General features: G+C 68.0%; 14 protein-coding genes. 3 read left to right on the forward strand and 11 right to left on the reverse strand.

All coding sequences use genetic code 11. From position 1 onward, the window contains the following. From AC07Q9_RS02285 to AC07Q9_RS02320, 8 genes are all read right to left on the reverse strand, one after another. Positions 1-1,494: a M81 family metallopeptidase gene (locus tag AC07Q9_RS02285; RefSeq protein ID WP_495307109.1), complete on the reverse strand. Its 1,494-nt coding sequence runs from the start codon at positions 1,492-1,494 to the stop codon at positions 1-3. Continuing rightward, a complete protein-coding gene (locus AC07Q9_RS02290) occupies positions 1,491-2,627 on the reverse strand; it encodes an ABC transporter substrate-binding protein (RefSeq protein ID WP_495307111.1) in 1,137 nt (378 codons plus the stop codon). Before AC07Q9_RS02290 ends, AC07Q9_RS02285 begins: the two co-directional genes overlap by 4 nt. Beyond that, positions 2,624-3,904, reverse strand: coding sequence for a Zn-dependent hydrolase (locus AC07Q9_RS02295; RefSeq protein WP_495307113.1), 1,281 nt, complete (start codon positions 3,902-3,904; stop codon positions 2,624-2,626). The genes AC07Q9_RS02290 and AC07Q9_RS02295 overlap by 4 nt, the downstream gene beginning before the upstream one ends. A 27-nt stretch (positions 3,905-3,931) precedes the next feature. After that, entirely contained in the window at positions 3,932-4,639 is a 708-nt protein-coding gene (locus AC07Q9_RS02300; RefSeq protein ID WP_070063982.1) for an ABC transporter ATP-binding protein, read from the reverse strand. After that, a complete protein-coding gene (locus AC07Q9_RS02305) occupies positions 4,636-5,403 on the reverse strand; it encodes an ABC transporter ATP-binding protein (RefSeq protein WP_495307115.1) in 768 nt (255 codons plus the stop codon). Before AC07Q9_RS02305 ends, AC07Q9_RS02300 begins: the two co-directional genes overlap by 4 nt. Then, complete coding sequence (locus AC07Q9_RS02310) at positions 5,400-6,359, reverse strand: branched-chain amino acid ABC transporter permease (RefSeq protein ID WP_489062444.1); 960 nt, start codon at positions 6,357-6,359, stop codon at positions 5,400-5,402. The genes AC07Q9_RS02305 and AC07Q9_RS02310 overlap by 4 nt, the downstream gene beginning before the upstream one ends. 7 nt (positions 6,360-6,366) lie before the next feature. Further along, complete coding sequence (locus tag AC07Q9_RS02315) at positions 6,367-7,227, reverse strand: branched-chain amino acid ABC transporter permease (protein WP_062468750.1); 861 nt, start codon at positions 7,225-7,227, stop codon at positions 6,367-6,369. 88 nt (positions 7,228-7,315) lie between these two features. Beyond that, positions 7,316-8,521 carry an ABC transporter substrate-binding protein gene (locus tag AC07Q9_RS02320; RefSeq protein ID WP_159274611.1) on the reverse strand — a complete coding sequence of 402 codons (1,206 nt, stop codon included), beginning with the start codon at positions 8,519-8,521 and terminating at the stop codon, positions 7,316-7,318. 214 nt (positions 8,522-8,735) lie between these two features. Here AC07Q9_RS02320 and AC07Q9_RS02325 point away from each other — a divergent pair, with 214 nt between their 5' ends. Beyond that, positions 8,736-9,500, forward strand: coding sequence for a FadR/GntR family transcriptional regulator (locus AC07Q9_RS02325; RefSeq protein ID WP_062468755.1), 765 nt, complete (start codon positions 8,736-8,738; stop codon positions 9,498-9,500). A gap of 12 nt (positions 9,501-9,512) precedes the next feature. Here the strand turns inward: AC07Q9_RS02325 and AC07Q9_RS02330 are convergent, their stop codons facing one another. Further along, positions 9,513-9,971, reverse strand: a complete 459-nt coding sequence (locus tag AC07Q9_RS02330; protein ID WP_495307118.1) for a GNAT family N-acetyltransferase — start codon at positions 9,969-9,971, stop codon at positions 9,513-9,515. Between the two features lie 20 nt (positions 9,972-9,991). Next, a complete protein-coding gene (locus AC07Q9_RS02335) occupies positions 9,992-10,972 on the reverse strand; it encodes a LysR family transcriptional regulator (protein ID WP_062468761.1) in 981 nt (326 codons plus the stop codon). 106 nt (positions 10,973-11,078) lie between these two features. Here AC07Q9_RS02335 and aptA point away from each other — a divergent pair, with 106 nt between their 5' ends. Continuing rightward, positions 11,079-12,434: an omega-aminotransferase AptA gene (gene aptA, locus AC07Q9_RS02340; RefSeq protein WP_495307120.1), complete on the forward strand. Its 1,356-nt coding sequence runs from the start codon at positions 11,079-11,081 to the stop codon at positions 12,432-12,434. Positions 12,435-12,456: 22 nt separating this feature from the next. Further along, a complete protein-coding gene (locus AC07Q9_RS02345) occupies positions 12,457-13,974 on the forward strand; it encodes a CoA-acylating methylmalonate-semialdehyde dehydrogenase (RefSeq protein WP_095744313.1) in 1,518 nt (505 codons plus the stop codon). 15 nt (positions 13,975-13,989) lie between these two features. On the opposite strand, the gene AC07Q9_RS02350 is transcribed toward AC07Q9_RS02345, so the two are convergent. Further along, positions 13,990-15,378, reverse strand: a complete 1,389-nt coding sequence (locus tag AC07Q9_RS02350) for an FAD-dependent oxidoreductase (protein WP_495307122.1) — start codon at positions 15,376-15,378, stop codon at positions 13,990-13,992. Positions 15,379-15,383 lie beyond the last annotated feature (5 nt).

The following is a 15,383-nucleotide window of genomic DNA, read 5'->3' on the forward strand; positions in this document are numbered from 1 at the left end:
TTATGCCGGCGCGTCCATCGCCGCGTTCGCATCGAGCGGAAACACCGGCCGGCGCACCTGGCTGAACGGGAACAGGCTGTAGTCGGAGCTGGTCACGCCGGGGCTGTCGCACTCCACCAGCGCCGCCGACAGCGGCTCGAACACCGGCCGGCAGTACATGCGCGACTTCAGCAGCAGGAAGCGCTCGGTGCGCGGGTCGAGCCCGGCGCACTCGAACACGCCGATGTCCCACGGCTCCTGCGTGCGCTCGGTGACGACGATGCGCGCCGCGCCGATGTCGAACAGCACGGTGCGCCCCATGCTGCTGCGCTGGCCGGTGTAGGTGGGGCCGGTGATCACGTACTCGCCGTCGCTGATGGTTCGCACCATGCCGGTCATCCGCACGGGCGTCTTCTTCAGGCCGATGCCTTCCAGCGACACCTTGTTGCCCAGCGCCACCGTCACCTCGGCACCCTCGCCCGCCGCGACCAGCGCGGCCACCGCCTCGGGGTCGCACAGCGGCCCGACGCCGATGCCGTCCAGGCCCTGCGCCAGCGCCTCCTGCAGCACGTCCATCGTGTCGCAGCTGCCGCCCGACATGCAGTTGTCGCCATGGTCGAGCAACAGCACCGGGCGCGTGGCACCGCCGGCGATGAGCTTCGCGCGCGCGACCGACGCGGCCAGCGGCTCGCTGCGGTAGATGAAAGCTTCGCGCTCGGCCCACATCTGCGCCGCGATGCGGTCGGCCGTGGCCTGCGCGCGTTCGGGCGATTGCGCATCGACCGCGATCACGCTCATGCACGGCGCCGTGATGTCCGACAGCGAGAAGCCCGCCAGGATCGACACCGCCAGCGACTCGGACTCCTCCGCCGCGCGCGCCGCCTCGATGGCCCGCTGCATCGCGCCCGTGAACGAGGCGCTGCGCAGCGTGTGCGCCATCAGCGGCAGCTGGCGCCAGCGCATGTGCGGCTGGCTGCGCTTGGCCAGCAGGTCGAACAGCAGGCGGCCGGCGTGCTCGCCGGTCTCGTACATGTCGACGTGCGGGTAGGTCTTGAAGCCGACGATCACGTCGGCGTTCTCCACCATCGCGGGTGTCACGTTGGCATGCAGGTCCAGCGCCACGCCGATCGGCACGCCGGGCGCCACGGCGCGCAGGCGCACCAGCAGGTCGCCTTCGCCGTCGGTGCTGTTCTGCGCCACCATCGCGCCGTGCAGGTCGAGCAGGATCGCGTCGCAGCCCGGCGCCGCATCGACGATGCATTGCGTGAGCGTGGTGTAGGCCTGTGCATCGACCGGCCCGCTCGGGTTGGCCGAGGCCGACACCGGCGTGACGAGCTGCGCACCGGCCGCTTCGGCCAGGTCGATGAAGGCCGACATCGCGGTGCGCATGCCCTTGTTGTCGGTGTAGGCCTGCGCCCCGAAGGTCGGGCCGTCGGGCCCGAAGGCCGCGAGCGGCGTGGGCACGGGCGAGAAGGTGTTGGTCTCGTGGTTGAGACGGGCGATCAGGACTTTCATTGGGCAAACTTTCCGGCGCTGCCCAGCATGGTGATGTCACCGAAGCTGGAGCCGTTGCGGTTGTCGGGACGGAACGCGACCGTGAAGCCATTCAGGTTCATGGGCGGCGAGTTCTCGATGCTGCGGCGCAGCGATTCGGTGGTGATCGGCCCCTTCACGCGCTGCAGCGATTCCGCAAAGGCCTTGGCCGTGATGTAGCCCTCCAGCCCCAGGTAGGAGCCTTCGCCTTCGCTGCCCGCCGCCTTCCTCGCGCGCTGGTATTCATCGACGATGGGAAAGCGTGTCTTCCAGAACGGCGGCACCACCTGCGACAGCACGATGCCGCGGCTCTTGTCGCCGAGTTCCTTGTACAGAAGGAACGAGCTCGCCACCGAGTTCGTGTAGATCTGCGGATGGATGGGCGCGGCCACCAGCGAGCGGATGATGTTGATGGCCGGCGTTCCGGCCGCGATGACGTACACCGCCTGTGCCCCGCTCGCGATGACCTGCTGCGCGATGGCGGGATGGTCTTTTTCCTTCGGATCGAAACGCAGCGACAGCAGGGCCGGCCGCTTGTTCTTCTCGAGCGCGGCCACCGCGTCCTTCTCGATGCCCTTGCCGTAGGCGTCATCGCTGGAGACGATGGCGATGCGCGTCAGGCCCACGGTCGTCAGGTGGTTCATCACGCGCGAGACCTCGTCGGCATACGACTCCCGCACGTGGAAGATCGGCACCTTCGGCCCGCGCAGCACCGCCGCGCCGGTCAGCCCGCCGAAGATGAAGCTGTCGTACTTCGCCGCCACCGGCACCATGGCCGCGCCGATGCCCGTGCCCATGGTTCCGAACAGGCAGACGACGCGGTCCGTGCCGAGCAGCTTCTCGGCATTGGCCGCGGCCTTCTCGGGGATGTAGGCGTCGTCGTAGGTGATCATCTTGACGGGCCGGCCACCGACGCCGCCCGCCTTGTTCAACTGGTCGAGGAACAACGTCTGGCCTTCCATGAACGCGAGGCTGTTCGGCGTGAACGGGCCCGTGAGCACCGCGGACTGGCCGACCAGGATCGGCTCTCCAGCCGCCAGGGCCGCCGCCGACGTCGCGACCATGCCCATCGCCAGCACGCAGTGCAGGCCGATGCGGCGAAGCGCCGCCTTCACGTGGCCACTCCCGCGCTCTGCAGCATCGCCTGCAGCAGCACGTTGCAGCCGGCCTCAAGGTGGTCGGGCTGCGCGTCCTCGATCTCGTTGTGGCTGATGCCGTCCAGGCAGGGCACGAAGATCATCGCCGCGGGGCACACGCGCGCGAGGTACACCGCGTCGTGGCCGGCGCCGCTGATCACATTCATCCACGTCATGCCCTGGTCCTGCGCAGCCTCGCGCACGGCCGACACCAGCGCGGGCGTGAACGGCTGCGGCGGGAAGTACACGACCTGCTCGGCCGTCGCCTCGACCTTGCCCTTGGTGGCGATGCGCTGCACGGCTTCTTTCAGTGCCGCGTCCATGGCCGACAGCACCACGTCGTCGGCCGCACGCAGGTCGACGCTGAGCTTCACGCGGCCCGGGATCACGTTGCGCGAGTTCGGGTAGTTGTCGATCCAGCCGACCGTGCCGCGCCCGTGCGGCGCATGCGCGAGCGCGATGCGGTTCACCTCGACCACGAGTTCGGCGGCGGCCAGCAGCGCATCCTTGCGCAGCTCCATCGGCGTGGGGCCGGCGTGGGCTTCCATGCCCTGCACCACCACGTCGTACCAGCGCTGGCCCAGCGCGCCCTCGACCACGCCGATGACGCGTTCGTTGGCTTCGAGCACCGGGCCCTGTTCGATGTGCGCCTCGAAGTAGGCGCCGACCGGCGACGCCGCCGCCGAGGCGGGCACGGCGCCCGCGTAGCCGATGGCCGAGAGCGCATCCGCCACGCTCACGCCCTCGGTGTCGCGCTGCGCGAGTGCGTGCTCCAGCGTGAAGGCGCCGGCGAACACGCCCGAGCCCATCATCACGGGCACGAAGCGCGAGCCTTCCTCGTTGGTCCACACCGCCACCTCGACCGGCGCTTCGGTGGCGATGCCGGCGTCGTTCAGGCTTCGGATCACTTCGAGCCCCGCGAGCACGCCGTAGTTGCCGTCGAACTTGCCGCCCGTGGGCTGCGTGTCGATGTGGCTGCCGGTGGTGATGGGGGGCAGCGCGTTGTTGCGGCCCGCGCGGCGCGCGAAGATGTTGCCGATGGCGTCCACGCGCACCTCGCAGCCGGCCTCGCGCGCCCAGCGCGTGAAGAGGTCGCGGCCCTGGCGGTCCAGGTCGGTGAGCGCGATGCGACACACGCCGCCCTTCTCGGTGGCGCCGAGCTGCGCCAGCTGCATCAGCGAGTCCCAGAGGCGCTGGCCGTTCACGCGCAGGGCGCGCACGTCCGTTGCGGTGGAAAGTTCGTTCGTTGTGTTCATGGTTTTTGCGACGAATGGATGGCGAGGTCAGGCGAGCCCGACGCCGAGGTATCTGTCTTTCACGTCGTGGTCGGCCATGAAGGCGGCGTTGCCGGCCTCGTGCACGATCACGCCCTGCTCCACGATGTAGTGGCGGTCGGCCAGCTGCACGCAGACCTCGAGGTTCTGCTCGACCAGCAGGATGGCGACGCCCGCGGCCTTGATGGTCTTGAGCTGCGCGACGATCTCTTCCACGATCACCGGCGCCAGGCCTTCCACGGGCTCGTCGAGGATCAGCAGGCGCGGGTGGTTCATGAGCGCGCGGCCGATGGCCAGCATCTGCTGCTCGCCGCCCGACAGCTGCCCGCCGCCGTTGCGCCGGCGCTCCTTCAGGCGCGGAAAGATGCGGTAGATGTCGGCCAGCTGCCAGGGCGAATCGCGCCGCAGGCCGAGCAGCAGGTTCTCTTCCACCGTGAGCAGCTTGAAGATGCCGCGGTGCTCGGGCACCAGGCACACGCCGCGCGTGGCGATGCGGTGCGGCGGCTGGCCCGCGATGTCCGCCCCCTGGAAGCGCACGCGCCCTTTCGTGGGCGTGACGGCGCCGGCAATGCTCTTGAGCGTGGTCGACTTGCCCGCGCCGTTGCGGCCCAGCAGCGTGACGAGTTCGGCCTCGCCCACCGTGAGCGACACGCCCTGCAGCACATGGCTCTTGCCGTAGTGCGCGTGCAGGCCTTCGACTTCGAGGATGTTGCTCATGCCTTGCCTCCGGTGATCATGTTGCCCAGGTACGCCGTGCGCACGCGCGCGTCGGACCGGATGTCGCCCGGCAGCCCCTCGGCCAGCACGCGGCCCAGTTGCATGACGGTCACGGTGTCGGAGATGTCCATCACGATGTTCATGTTGTGCTCGATCAACACCACGGTGTGTGCGTCGCGCAGGCCGCGGATGAGCTGCTTCATGTCGTCGAGGTCGTCGATGCCCATGCCCGAGGTCGGCTCGTCCAGGAAGATGGCCTTGGGCTTTGCGGCCAGCGCCATGCCCACTTCGAGGCGGCGCTGCTGGCCGTGCGAGAGCACGCTGGCAGGCGTGTCGGCCAGTCGCTCGAGGCCGACGCGCGCGAGCACCTCGGCCACCGTGTCGGCGCAGGCGCGCTCGCCGATGGGGGCGCGCCAGCAGTTCATGGCCTGGCGCGGCGCGATGCCCTGCGCCGCCACGCGCAGGTTCTCGCGCACCGACAGACTGGGGAACAGGCTCGTGACCTGGAACGAGCGCGCCATGCCGCGCTGCACGCGCTGGTGGTCGGGCTCGCGCGTCACGTCGTGGCCGTCGAACAGGATGCGCCCGCCCGTGGTGGTGCCGGTGCCCGTGAGCATGTGGAACAGCGTGGTCTTGCCCGCGCCGTTGGGTCCGATCACCGAGTGCACGGTGTTGCGCTTGATCTTCAGGTCGACCCCGCCGAGCGCGGCGAACTTGCCGTAGTGCTTGGTGACGCCGATGGCTTCGATGAGGATGTCGCTCATGCTTTTTCTCCCTGTGCCAGCGGCGCTTCGGCGGCAGCAGCCGTCTTGCGGAACACCCTGCGCCAGGCGCTTTCGCCCAGGCCCCACAGGCCGCGTTGCATGCCGATGCTCACGCCGATCAGCAGCAGGCCCAACAGCAGCAGCCAGCGCGGCCACAGCGTGGAAAGCCAGTCGGCCAGCAGCACGTAGAAGGCCGAGCCGAGCACCGAGGCAAAGAGGTTGCCGGTGCCGCCGATCACGGTGATGACCAGGATCATCTCGCTCGTGTGGTACTCGGCGTTCGACAACGGCGCGATGCCGGTCATCATGGCGTGCAGGCCGCCGGCCAGGCCGGTGACGGCGCCCGAGATCACGAAGGCCAGCAGCTTGAAGCGCTTCAGGTCGTAGCCCACGGCGGCGGCGCGGTCCTCGTTGTCGCGGATGGCGAGCAGCGTGCGGCCGAAGACCGAGTCGGTCACCTTGAGCAGCAGCGCGAACGCGGCCAGGAAGATCACCGCCACGAAGGCGTAGTACTTCCACGGCGTGTCCATGAAGGCCGGACGCGGCACGTCGAGCAGGCCGTTGTCGCCGCCCGTGAGCCCCGAGGCCGTGTAGGCGATGAAATAGAACATCTGCGCAAAGGCCAGCGTGAGCATCACGAAGTAGGTGCCGCGCTGGCGGATGGCGACCCAGCCGACCACCGCTGCGCCCAGCGCGCCCATGCCGATGGCGGCGAGCAAGGCGAGTGGCATCGGCAGTTGCAGCCGCGTGAGCAGGATCGCGATGGTGTAGCTGCCCAGCCCGAAGAAGATGCCCTGGCCGAACGAGAGCAACCCCGTGTAGCCCAGCAGCAGGTTGCAGCCCAGGGCCGCGAGCGCGTAGATGAGCACTTCGCTCGCGAGCGAGCCCGAGCGCATGCACAGCGGCAGCGCGAGCGCGACGATCAGCGCCAGCAGGAAGGTGTATTTCTTTGGCATGGCGCGTTCATCCTCTGCGGCCGAGCAGGCCATGCGGGCGCAGCAGCAGCACGGCGCCCATCGCGATGTAGATCATCAGGCTCGCCCCCGGCGGCCAGATGGTGCTCATGAGGCTTTGCACGATGCCGATCAGCACGCCGCCGACCAGCGCCCCGCTGAAGCTGCCGAGCCCGCCGATCACCACGACCACGAAGGCCACGCCCAGCGCCTCGACGCCCATGAAGGGCTCGGCCCCGCGGATGGGCGCGGCCAGCACGCCGGCCAGCGCCGCCGTGGCCGCGCCGAGCGCGAACACCAGGCTGAACACGCGGAACACGTTGATGCCCAGCAGCGAGACCATCTCGGTCGATTCGCTGCCCGCGCGCACCGCGCTGCCCAGGCGCGTGCCTTCGAGCACCCACCACAACCCCACCGCGAGCACGGCGGTGAAGCCGATCACGAAGAGCCGGTACTTCGGGTAGATGAAGCTGCCCCACATCACCACGCCCTGCAGCAGGTCGGGCGTGGGCACGCTGTTGCCCAGCGGGCCCCAGAACACGATGACGATCTCCTGCACCGCGAGCGCCAGGCCCACGGTCACGAGGATGTGGAACTCGTGCGGCTTGGCGTACACGCGGCGCAGCAGCAGCTTCTCGGCCAGCCAGCCGAGCGCGCCGACGAACAGCGGCACCAGCACGAGCGCGGCCCAGAAGTTGAGCCCCCACTGCATGGCCTGGAAGCACAGGTAGGCGCCCAGCAGGTAGAAAGCGCCGTGCGCGAAGTTCACGAAGCGCAGCAGGCCGAACACGATGGACAAGCCAACGGCCAGCAGGAAATACAGCATGCCGATGCCGATTCCGTTGATGGTCTGGAGCAGGTAGACGGACATAGGTGTCGTGGGGGTGGCAAACGTGCAGGCGGCACGCGCCCTGCCCGCGCCCAAAAACGGCGCGGGCGCGGCGCGAAGCCGGGCGGCGTCAGGCCAGCTTGCAGCCGGTCTTGTCGACGGGCAGGAACGACTTGCCGGAACTGACCACGTCCACGTAGTCGGCCGGGTTGGCCATCTTCGACTTCGCCTTGCCCTTGAGCAGGTAGTAGTCCTTGATGACCTGGTGGTCGGCCTTGCGGATTTCTTCCACGCCCGTGAGGCCGTCGAACTTCATGCCTTCGAGCGCCGCGATCACGGCCTTCTGGTCGACCGTGCCGGCTTTCACGATGCCGTCGATGAGGATCTTGGTGCAGATGTACGAACCCGCCAGGCTGTAGTTGGGCACGATCTTCAGCTTGTCGGCGGTGCGCTTCACCAGGTCCTTGTTGAGCGGCGTGTCGACCGTGTGCCAGTACTGCGCACCGAAGTAGACGCCGTCGCACAGGTCGGCGCCCAGTTCGTCGAACTGCTCCAGGCCCGAAGCCCAGGCCATGAGGATCGTCATGTTCTTGTGCATGCCGAAGCTCACCGCCTGGCGCAGCGCGGCCGACGACTGCGCGCCGAAGTTCAGCAGCAGCAGCACGTCGGGCTTGGCGGCCATCGCGTTGGTGAGATAGCCGCTGAACTCCTTGTCGTTGAGCGAGTGGTAGCTGTTGCCCACGTGCTCGATGCCCTTCTCCTGGAAGATGGTCTTGGCCGCGCTCAGGAGGCCGTCGCCGAACACGTACTGCGGCGTGATCGTGTACCAGCGCTTGGCCTTGGGCATGGACGCGATCAGCGGGCGCACCGTCTGCTCGATCGCACCGAAGGTGGGCACCGACCAGCGGAAGGTGGCGGGATTGCAGTCCTTGCCCGTGATCTCGTCGGCGCCCGCGGTGGTGATGAACAGGCCGCCGGCCTTCTCGGCCTCCTTGCCCATGGCCAGTGCTTCCGACGACAGGATGCCGCCCGCGAAGAATTTCGCGCCCTGCTGCTGCGAGGCCTCCTGCACCTTGCGCACGGCGGTGGCCGGCTTGCCTTCGGTGTCCAGCAGCGTGTAGGCCAGCGGACGGTTCAGCACCTTGCCGTACTGCTCGATCGCCAGCTTGGTGCCCAGGTCGGCGAACTTGCCGTTGGCTGCGAAGGCACCCGACATGGGCACCGGTGCACCGAAGCGGATCACGTCGGTGGCCTGGGCGATGGCCGAGCGGCTCATCAGGAGCGAGGCCGGGGCGGCCGACAGGGCGGCCAGCTGAAGGAGTTGTCTGCGTTGCATGGGGTTCTCCGGTCGTGGTGTGGGAAGTGGGGAAGAAAACACAGTGCCTGCGATCGCCGGCAATTTAAGCGGATAAATAGGATTAATATGTTGGTAAAAACCCGTTAGCAAGCCCCGTGCCCAAACCCAACCCGACCCTGCCGATGACGCCGTTAAGATCGCGCGCTGTTGCGCATCCCGCGCATCTCCCGATGTGCATGGATGGAGCGTTTTGATGAGAGTGGGGCACAACCCTCCGAAGCGGCAAAAGCTCTCGGACGTCATCGTCGAAGACGTCAAGCGATGGATCGTTGCCGAGCGCAAGCAGCCCGGCGACCGGCTACCGAACGAGAAGGAACTGATCGAGCTCTTCGGCTATTCGAAGAGCACGGTGCGCGAGGCGCTGAAGGCGCTCGAAGTGCGCGGGCTGATCTCGATCCGCACCGGCCCCGGCGGCGGCGCGTACCTGCAGCAGGTGTCGGTCGACCATGCGTCGGAGCCGCTGCGCAACTTCCTGCACTTTCACCACCTGGACGGCCACCACATCTACCAGCTGCGCAAGGCGCTGGAGCCCGAACTGGCCGTGAGCGTGGTCGGGCGGCTCACGCCCGAGCAGTTCGCGCGGCTCGAAGACAACGTGCGCCTGTGCACCGTCGAGCCCACCAACGAAGACGAGCTGCGCACCCAGCGCGAGGCCGAGCTGGCCTTCCACACGATGCTGGCCGAGGCCTGCCCCAATCCGGTGCTGTCCTTCATGTGCCGCTTTCTCAACGACCTGCTGCGCGACCTCGTCGTCTACAAAAAGGCGCTGGATCACCACCACTTCGGCGAGACCAACGTGGACTACCACACGCAGCTGCTGGCGGCCTACCGCAAGGAAGATGCGGACGAGGTGCGGCGGTTGATGGTGGAGCACATGGTGGATGCGGAGCACCACATGCATGAGATGGAAGCGCACATCGGGGCGAAGCATTTGTTGCTGCCCAGCGGACAGCGATAGCACCACAAAGGTCTAGAAGACCTTGCGGAACCGCTCGGCCCTGCCGAAACGCACGGCGACAGTGCCGTTCGCCTCGAATCCGCATCGAAGGTAGAACGACCCGGCGTGTGGATTGCCGGTGACCTGGAGCGCCGACGCGCCCTGGCGCCGGGAAAGCTCGAGACAGTGCGCGACCAATGCCTTGCCGATGCCGCGACGCCATGCCTCGGGCTCGACGAACAATCCATCGAGTTCGGCGCTGCCGTCGTCGTTGGGCAGCACGACAGCGAATCCCGCCGTCACGCCATGGATCTCTGCCACGAACACCCGGCCATCGACGATCTGGGCCAGAGGCAGTTCGATGGCGTCCGGGTCGGACTGAATCGCCTCGCGATCGCCGGGGTTCGCGAGCGATGCACGCCGCTGCAAGTCTTCGAGTGCCCGGTGTTCCGACGCAAGTGCAGGGCGAATACGCAGTGGTGTTTCGGTCATCCGGGGTGGTTTCAGTGCCTTCAGATCTTCGCACCGCCATGCGCCTGCTCCAGGCACGCCTGAAACGCCAGCACCGCCCGCGAAGGCTTCGGCGACCGCCGCAGCAGGCTCACGAACCGGCACGCATAGTTGAAGCGCGCCGGCAGCACCGCCTTCATCAACCCGCGCTGCTCGAACACCTGCGCGTAGTGGTCGGGCAAGAACCCAAGAAAGCGCCCCGACAGGATCAGCGTCGCAATCGCCTCCTGGTCAAACCCCGTCGCCTTGCGCGACAACCTCGCCCGGTGGCTCAGCTCCATGTTCGGCGAGTGATACCCCAGCCCCGCGAAATGGTGCTCGCCCAGCTTCGACCACGTGAGCTTGCCGTGCGGGCTGTCGAACAGCGGATGCCCCTGGCCGCAGTACAGCAGCATGGTCTCGTCGAACAGGTCGGCATACACCAGGCTCTTCGAGCTGCGGTGCGCCGGGATGATGCCGATCTGGAAGTTGCCCTCCAGCACGCCCTGCTCGATGGCGTTGATCGAGCCCACGTGCACCGCCAGGTTCACTTCGGGCGCGATCTCGGTGAAGCGCGCAATGGCCTCGCCGATGCGCGCCTTCGGGTTGGTCGCGGTCTTGTCGAACAGCGCCACGTCGAGCTGCCCGCCCATGCGGTTGTGGATGTCGTCGATGCTGCCGCGAAAGGCGTCGACCGAGGCCAGCAGGCGCAGCGTCTCGTCGTACACGCGCTGGCCCTCGGCCGTGAGCGCAAAGCCTGCACGGCCGCGCCGGCACAGCACGAGGCCCAGGCGGGTTTCGAGGTCTTTCACGTGGCGGCTCACGGTGGAGGTGCCGATGTTCAGCTCCAGCTCGGCCGCCGCCATGCCGCCGCAGTCGACCACGCTCTTGAACACCTTGAGCAGGCGCAGGTCCATGTCGCTGAGCTGCCCCAGCACGGCGCGGTTGCGGGTGCCCTGGGCAGCGGTTTCGTCGGCGGGCGAGGCCTTGGCCTTTACTTGCATGGATCGTCAAGTGAACATTGATATTGCGCCATTCTCCACACTGAAGGCGTTGCGAACAATCGGCGCATCCCTTCACCCCCGGAGCCCGCCCTGCGCGGGATGCGCCATGACCCTCGCCACACCCGCCATCGAACCCACGCCCACCGCGCGCACCGACGCCGCCTGGCTCGAGGCGCACTGGATGCCCTACACCGGCAACCGCAACTTCAAGGCCGATCCGCGGATCATCGTGGAGGCCAAGGGCGCCTACTTCACCGACAACGACGGCCGCAAGATCTTCGACGGCCTGTCGGGCCTGTGGTGCTCGGGCCTGGGCCACGGCCGCCCCGAGATCACCGAGGCGGTGAGCCGCCAGATCGCCAAGCTCGACTACTCGCCCGCCTTCCAGTTCGGCCACCCGCTCTCGTTCGAGCTGGCCAACAAGATCAAGGAACTGACGCCCGCCGGCCTGGACTACGTGTTCTTCACCGGCTCGGGCTCCGAAGCCGCCGACACCTCGCTGAAGATGGCGCGCGCCTACTGGCGCACCAAGGGCCAGGCCGGCAAGACGCGCCTGATCGGCCGCGAGAAGGGCTACCACGGCGTGAACTACGGCGGCATTTCGGTGGGCGGCATCGCGGCCAACCGCAAGCTGTTCGGCCAGGGCGTCGAGGCCGACCACCTGCCGCACACGCAGCTGGCCAGCAATGCCTTCTCGCGCGGCATGCCCGAAAGCGGCGCCGAGCTGGCCGACCGCCTGCTCGACCTGATCGCGCTGCACGACGCCTCGACCATCGCGGCCGTGATCGTGGAGCCCTTTGCCGGTTCGGCCGGCGTGGTGATTCCGCCCAAGGGCTACCTGAAGCGCCTGCGCGACATCTGCACGGCGAACAACATCCTGCTGATTTTTGACGAAGTGATCACCGGGTTCGGCCGCTGCGGCGCGCTCACGGGCGCCGATGCCTTCGGCGTCACGCCCGACATCATGAACATCGCCAAGCAGGTCACCAACGGCGCGCAGCCACTGGGCGCCGTGGTGGCCAACAAGGACATCTACGACACCTTCATGGCCGCCGGCGGCCCCGAGTACATGCTCGAGTTCCCGCACGGCTACACCTACGGCGCGCACCCCGTGGCCTGCGCCGCCGGCATCGCCGCGCTCGACGTGCTCCAGAAGGAAGACATGATCGGCCGCGTGCAGACGCTGGCCCCGCACTTCGAGAACGCCGTGCACAGCCTGAAGGGCAGCAAGCACGTGGCCGACATCCGCAACTACGGCCTGGCCGCCGGCATCACCATCGCCGCGCTGCCGGGCGAGCCCGCGCGCCGCCCCTACGAGATCGCGATGAACTGCTGGAAGAAGGGCTTCTACGTGCGCTACGGCGGCGACACGATCCAGCTCGCACCGCCGTTCATCGCCGAGAAGGCCGAGATCGACCGCATGGTCAACGCCCTTTCCGACGCGCTCGCCGAAACCAACTGATCCCCTTTCGAGACATCCAGACATGCAACACGACAAGAACGTCACCGCCACCATCGGCCACTTCATCGACGGCAAGCACGTCGGCGGCGGCAGCCGCGTGCAGCCGGTGTTCGACCCCGCCACCGGCCTGTCGGCCAAGAGCGTCGCGCTCGCCGACAAGCTCACGGTCGAGCAGGCCATCGCCTCGGCCCAGGCCGCCTTCCCGGCCTGGCGCAACACGCCGCCGCTCAAGCGCGCCCGCGTGATGAGCCGCCTGAAGACGCTGCTCGAGGAAAACGCCGACACCATCGCCGCCCTCATCACCGCCGAGCACGGCAAGGTGCTGGCCGACGCGCACGGCGAGCTGCAGCGCGGCATCGAGAACGTCGAGTACGCCAGCTACGTGCCCGAGCTGCTCAAGGGCGAGCACAGCAAGAACGTGGGCCCGTCGATCGACTCGTGGAGCGAGTTCCAGGCCATGGGCGTGGCGGCTGGCATCACGCCGTTCAACTTCCCGGTCATGGTGCCGCTGTGGATGTGGCCGATGGCCGTGGCCTGCGGCAACACCTTCGTGCTCAAGCCCTCGGAGCGCACGCCCTCCTCCACGCTGTTCATGGCCGAACTCGCGCTGCAGGCCGGCCTCCCGCCGGGCGTGCTGAACGTGGTCAACGGCGACAAGGAAGCGGTCGACACGCTGCTGACCGACCGCCGCGTGAAGGCCGTGAGCTTCGTGGGCTCCACGCCCATCGCCGAATACATCTACACCACGGGCACGGCCCACGGCAAGCGCGTGCAGGCGCTGGGCGGCGCCAAGAACCACGCAGTGGTGATGCCCGACGCCGACATCGGCAACGCCGTGAGCGCGCTCATGGGCGCGGCCTACGGCTCGTGCGGCGAGCGCTGCATGGCGATCCCGCTGGTGGTGGCCGTGGGCGACGCCACGGCCGACGCGGTGGTCGAAGGCCTGAAGGTCGAGATCGCCAAGATGAAGGTCGGCCCCGGCACCGACAACGGCAACGACATGGGCCCGCTGGTCACCCAGCCGCACTTCGAGAAGGTCAAGGCCTTCGTCGACGCGGGCGTGGCCGCCGGCGCCAAGCTGGTGGTCGACGGCCGCGGCATCCAGGTCGAAGGCCACGAAGGCGGCTACTACCTGGGCGCCTGCCTGTTCGACCACGTCAAGCCTGGCATGACGATCTACCAGGAAGAGATCTTCGGCCCGGTGCTCGGCGTGGTGCGCGTGAAGACGCTGCAAGAGGCGATGGACCTGATCGACGCGCACGAGTACGGCAACGGCACCTGCATCTTCACGCGCGACGGTGAGGCCGCGCGCTGGTTCAGCGACAACATCCAGGTCGGCATGGTCGGCATCAACGTGCCGCTGCCGGTGCCCGTGGCGTACCACTCGTTCGGCGGCTGGAAGCGCTCGCTGTTCGGCGACCTGCACGCCTACGGCCCCGACGCCGTGCGCTTCTACACCAAGCGCAAGACCGTCACGCAGCGCTGGCCCTCGGCCGGCGTGCGTGAGGGCACGATGTTCTCGTTCCCCTCGAACCGTTGATGCAATGTCCGCAGGTCAGGCCTTGTCGGCTTTTCCTGCGGCGTTCGCGAGCTTGCTGAGCATGCGGTCCACCAGCCATGGCTGGCGGTCCTCATCCTCAGCGCGTTCCTTGCGGCGGATCGCGTTGCGCACGACGATCGAGCCCACATAGCGCATGGGCTCCGGCGGGAAGTAGCCCAGCGGCCCGCCCGTGATCGGGCTGCGCGTCCATGCGTTGTCCTGGTCGAGCACCAGCGACGACAGGATCTGCCCACCCATGTAGGTCGGCCCCACCCCATTGCCCGAGTAGCCGAAACCGTAATAGATGTGCGGCGCCCCATCGAGCTTGCCGAAGAACGGAAAGCCCGTCACCGAACGGTCGGACGGGCCGTTCCAGCTCGCGGTGATCGGCGTGTCGCGCAATGCCGGGAAGAAGGAATGCAGGGCCTGCGTGAGCTCGCCCTCGTAGGGCGAGCGCTCGTCGAACACCTTGGCCATGCGCCCACCCCACGCGAAGGTGTTGCCGCCCTTGCCCAACATGATGCGGCCGTCGACCGTGCTGCGGTAGTAGTACACGAAGGTGCGCGAGTCGAGCACCGACACGCCGTCGGTCACCCCGATCTGCTGCAGCAGCTCGGGGCAGCGCTCGGTGATGATCATGTCGCTCGACACGATGGCGATGGTCCGCTCGAACTGCGGGAAGCGGCTGGCCATCCACGCGTTCATCGCGAGCACCAGTTTCTTCGCACGCACGCGCCCGGTGGGCGTGTGCACCAGCACGGGCTGGTCGGTGCTGAAGTCGAGCATCGGCGTGCGCTCGTGGATGCGGATGCCCATGGCCAGCGCCACGCGCCGCAGCCCGCGCACCAGCTTGCCCGGGTGCACGGTGGCGGCGATCGGCGAGTACACGCCGGCCAGGTTGCGCGCCGAGCCCGAGCGCCGTGCCACCTCGTCGGGCGGCAGCGCGTGGTACGAGTGGATGCCGCGCGCCTCCAGCGCCTGCATCATCGGATCGAGCGTGCCGATCTGCGCCTGCGAGGTCGCGGTGTAGAGCGTGCCGTCGCGCCGCAGTTCGGCGTCGATGCCGTGCGCCGCGCAGAAGTCGGCGATGTGCCCCACCGCCGCTTCCGACGCCTTCACGAGGCGCACCGCCTCGTCTTCGCCGAACAAGCGTCGCAGGGTCAGGAACTTGGCCGACCAGGTGAGCAGGCAACCGCCGTTGCGCCCGCTGGCGCCGGCTCCGCACAGGTCGCTTTCGAGAATGACGATGTCGAGCGCGGGCGCCTGCAGCTTGGCCTGGATGGCCGTCCACAGGCCGGTGAAGCCGCCGCCGACGATGCAGACGTCGGCGCTGGTTTCTCCTTGCAGCGCCGGTGCCAGATCGCCATCGTTGAAGAGCGCTTGTTCGATCCAGAAGGGGCGCATCCGTG

The organism is Variovorax sp. GW821-FHT09A10 (assembly GCF_059418385.1).

Coding starts and splice junctions, on each gene's coding strand:
- AC07Q9_RS02285 (WP_495307109.1), bottom strand. CDS start 1,494: ATGAAAGTCCTGATCGCCCGTCTCAACCACGAGACCAACACCTTCTCG.
- AC07Q9_RS02295 (WP_495307113.1), bottom strand. CDS start 3,904: ATGAACACAACGAACGAACTTTCCACCGCAACGGACGTGCGCGCCCTG.
- AC07Q9_RS02300 (WP_070063982.1), bottom strand. CDS start 4,639: ATGAGCAACATCCTCGAAGTCGAAGGCCTGCACGCGCACTACGGCAAG.
- AC07Q9_RS02305 (WP_495307115.1), bottom strand. CDS start 5,403: ATGAGCGACATCCTCATCGAAGCCATCGGCGTCACCAAGCACTACGGC.
- AC07Q9_RS02310 (WP_489062444.1), bottom strand. CDS start 6,359: ATGCCAAAGAAATACACCTTCCTGCTGGCGCTGATCGTCGCGCTCGCG.
- AC07Q9_RS02315 (WP_062468750.1), bottom strand. CDS start 7,227: ATGTCCGTCTACCTGCTCCAGACCATCAACGGAATCGGCATCGGCATG.
- AC07Q9_RS02320 (WP_159274611.1), bottom strand. CDS start 8,521: ATGCAACGCAGACAACTCCTTCAGCTGGCCGCCCTGTCGGCCGCCCCG.
- AC07Q9_RS02325 (WP_062468755.1), top strand. CDS start 8,736: ATGAGAGTGGGGCACAACCCTCCGAAGCGGCAAAAGCTCTCGGACGTC.
- AC07Q9_RS02330 (WP_495307118.1), bottom strand. CDS start 9,971: ATGACCGAAACACCACTGCGTATTCGCCCTGCACTTGCGTCGGAACAC.
- AC07Q9_RS02335 (WP_062468761.1), bottom strand. CDS start 10,972: ATGCAAGTAAAGGCCAAGGCCTCGCCCGCCGACGAAACCGCTGCCCAG.
- aptA (WP_495307120.1), top strand. CDS start 11,079: ATGACCCTCGCCACACCCGCCATCGAACCCACGCCCACCGCGCGCACC.
- AC07Q9_RS02345 (WP_095744313.1), top strand. CDS start 12,457: ATGCAACACGACAAGAACGTCACCGCCACCATCGGCCACTTCATCGAC.
- AC07Q9_RS02350 (WP_495307122.1), bottom strand. CDS start 15,378: ATGCGCCCCTTCTGGATCGAACAAGCGCTCTTCAACGATGGCGATCTG.